We start from the raw sequence: 2252 nt of genomic DNA on the forward strand, positions 1-2252 counted from the left end.
TGGAATATGTGGAGTCTTTCCGGGAGCTTTTTTTATGCTAAGTAATTCATTAATTCCACCTTTTTTGTAAGCTCTTAGCCAACGATATATTGTTGAAGAGTCTCGTTTTAACATCGTGGCTAATTCTGCTCTTTTTTGGACTTTTTTGGTGGCCAGCCAGTATAATACCAGTAATTTTTCTTTATTTACGGCGGTCGCATGACCTTCGAGTCGATGCTCTAGTTCCTCAACCGTTTCCTGGATTTGTACCTGAAGTTTGTTCGCCATATTCGATTTCCTCTACTTTTACCCTATATTTTAGTGTACCTTCATAGTGAATTGGTATTAGCCAGTTGAATCCTGGTAAAATCCGACGCGAAATTTTAGATTGGTATCATTTAATTGAAAATTTATATAAAGTGGGAGGGTCGTTGAAACGTCTAGCCAAAGCCAAGGAATTTTTGTGGCAAGGCCGGGTCGAACCCACCCTAGATTTATTTAAGTCGGGTCGCAAAAAAACCGCCCAGAACTTTTGCAAGTATCTAGAAAAGCATCGCTCTCGAATTGTTAACTATGAGCAATTATCAGAAAACAAGATTTGTTCGCCGAGGCTCGGGAGCGGTGGAATCGACGGTCAAACAAATAGATAGAAGGTTGAAAATTTCTGGGGCCGGGTGGTTGAAAAAAAATGTCAATCAAATGCTAAAACTTCGTTGTGCTTACCTCAACGACCTCTTGGCCATTTGAGGCTTTTACAAAACCGGGATGCTCCCGAAATGTCCTATCTGTGGCGAATATCTTAGCAATGGTGAAGCTATCGAAACACATCACATAGTACCAATGACAAAAGGAGGCTCGGATGACATCGACAATCTCCAGCACCTACACAAAATCTGTCATAAAGTTGTACACAGTGGTAAACGTACTGTGAAGGCAAAGGCTTGAGCCGGATGATGCGACAAGTGTCAAGTCCGGTTCTTAGGGGAGGGAGATACGGCGACGTAGGCTCTCTTACCCGCCACCAGCACGTCCGGATCTAACTCAGAGGTGCGAAGGATAATACCTTCCATCGACTCAACCCGAGTTCTCTTATTTGACAACAATAGGTGCTTACGTAACAATTTTCAATTTAACTGGCAACCCTGCCGTAGTGCTGCCCTTTACACAGTCACAAGAAGGACTACCCATCGGCGTGCAAGTGGTGGGGCGGCGTGGAAGCGATCTGAAACTGCTAGAGATTGCGGACAAATTAACTCAAGTAACTGGTTTTTTTCAACGCCCACCTGGGTATTAGAAATGTCATTTGTCATTGGTGTCGGGCATCTGGCTGCGGAAGCAATGACCGAGAGCCATCGGTGTTGTCCCAGCCCATAAACCCATAAAATTGTTGCGTTTAAGCCTTTGAGCCGAATCTGTCGGTGCGAGTGTTCTCGATAGCTCGCGCTATTCTAATAAAAACCAATGCTTTATTTTTTCAGGTTTGATAGAGCAAAGGAGCGATTGATAAAATCACAGACAGTCGTTTTTTAGGCTGGCAAAGGTAACTGCTCAATAAGTGCTGATAAGCAAGTATCGCCAAACTAACTCAGACAATGCCTGATAGCCTGAATCTGAGAATTCCAGCACAAGAGTAATTCATGAATTGGTTACTGACCCAAAAATCCAGGGCGATTTACGTAGGTGAGGGAGTCCGAGTTCTAATCACATCCGCCAGAGGTGGAATTATTTCATCTTGCTTGAAACGCGAGAGCAAATACTGCCAGAAAGAAATACCGAGTTTCCGACAAGTCTTTTTTAAACCCGTAAATGTATCCCGCGCTTGACGACCATTTTCATTACGAGTTCCCCCACTAATTTTTCGTCGTGTGACGTACTCTCGAATATCAGTTTCTGCCGCATTGGTATGTAACGGGAGAAAAGGCGCATCTAAGACTCGCAGCAGTTCTGTTTTATGAAGACAAAATTGCTTCTGAGCCAAGTTCAGAGCGTAGTGATGGGGATAATGCCTCTCAAAAATCTCATCAAAGCGCTGCTGCAATGGTGCCATTTTTTCCGGCGTTGGCTGTTGTTGATAATCTTTTAATTGGCGGTAATAGACCCACAAATCATCCAGCACTTGGTCTATCTCAGTACGCTGTTGTGTTGTGACTCCTTGCAGCCGGCGAATCCCTCGTTCCATATGAATCCAACACAAAGCGGCTCTCCTGAGTTTATGGTGTAAAATGTACCTACTAATACATTTACCGTTATGAGCTTCCATCTAGACTATCTAT

Annotated in this window: 4 protein-coding genes and 1 pseudogene; 3 read left to right on the forward strand and 2 right to left on the reverse strand. The window is 43.7% G+C overall.

Translation table 11 applies throughout. The annotated features are described in order from the left end of the window. Nucleotides 1–267 (reverse strand): helix-turn-helix domain-containing protein (locus tag QUA78_RS32260; protein WP_333307283.1); only part of this gene is annotated, 267 nt, incomplete at its 3' end. Nucleotides 268–338: 71 nt separating this feature from the next. Between QUA78_RS32260 and QUA78_RS32265 the strand changes: the two are divergent. From QUA78_RS32265 to QUA78_RS32275, 3 genes and pseudogenes are all read left to right on the forward strand, one after another. Further along, nucleotides 339–726: pseudogene (locus QUA78_RS32265) on the forward strand (ISKra4 family transposase); the annotation flags it as partial. Between the two features lie 18 nt (nt 727–744). Then, nucleotides 745–924 carry an HNH endonuclease signature motif containing protein gene (locus tag QUA78_RS32270; RefSeq protein ID WP_333307281.1) on the forward strand — a complete coding sequence of 60 codons (180 nt, stop codon included), beginning with the start codon at nt 745–747 and terminating at the stop codon, nt 922–924. Between the two features lie 148 nt (nt 925–1072). Then, the gene (locus QUA78_RS32275; RefSeq protein ID WP_333307280.1) at nt 1073–1273 is read left to right on the forward strand and encodes an amidase family protein; all 201 of its coding nucleotides are present in this window, start codon (nt 1073–1075) and stop codon (nt 1271–1273) included. 378 nt (nt 1274–1651) lie between these two features. On the opposite strand, the gene QUA78_RS32280 is transcribed toward QUA78_RS32275, so the two are convergent. After that, nucleotides 1652–2239, reverse strand: a complete 588-nt coding sequence (locus QUA78_RS32280) for an IS66 family transposase (protein ID WP_333399252.1) — start codon at nt 2237–2239, stop codon at nt 1652–1654. Between the last annotated feature and the right edge of the window lie 13 nt (nt 2240–2252).

Source organism: Microcoleus sp. K4-B3 (assembly GCF_036704615.1).
Classification (GTDB): domain Bacteria; phylum Cyanobacteriota; class Cyanobacteriia; order Cyanobacteriales; family Microcoleaceae; genus Microcoleus.